This is a genomic window from Leifsonia sp. SIMBA_070 (assembly GCF_046534635.1).
Classification (GTDB): Bacteria; Actinomycetota; Actinomycetes; order Actinomycetales; family Microbacteriaceae; genus Leifsonia.
The window spans coordinates 1-228 of sequence record NZ_JAWRYK010001101.1 but is presented as its reverse complement, the minus strand read 5'-3'; the positions used below and the strand labels follow the sequence as shown (position 1 = coordinate 228).

Annotated in this window: 1 protein-coding gene; it reads right to left on the bottom strand. The window is 36.8% G+C overall.

Annotated features, from left to right (window positions below):
- Positions 1 to 228: carboxypeptidase-like regulatory domain-containing protein (locus SB754_RS23545; protein WP_410784645.1), on the bottom strand; the 228-nt coding region annotated here is incomplete at both ends.

Sequence of the window (228 nt, the reverse complement as noted above, 5' to 3'; positions counted from 1 at the left end):
CGGACATTACCACTTCTTGAAGTTCTTCTGTCTTTTGATAAAGATAAACGCGGTTCCCACGACGTTCTATTTCCTTTTTTGTGGCAGTATAGGTTTGGTAACTAATATGTTTAAAGGTTATTTTATCATCAGAAGAAAAAATATCCAACTCACATTTTCCATTGGCATCTGTGATCGTACTCTTGGATTGGTCTTTATTAAAAATGGCGGCGTTGTCCACTGGTATTC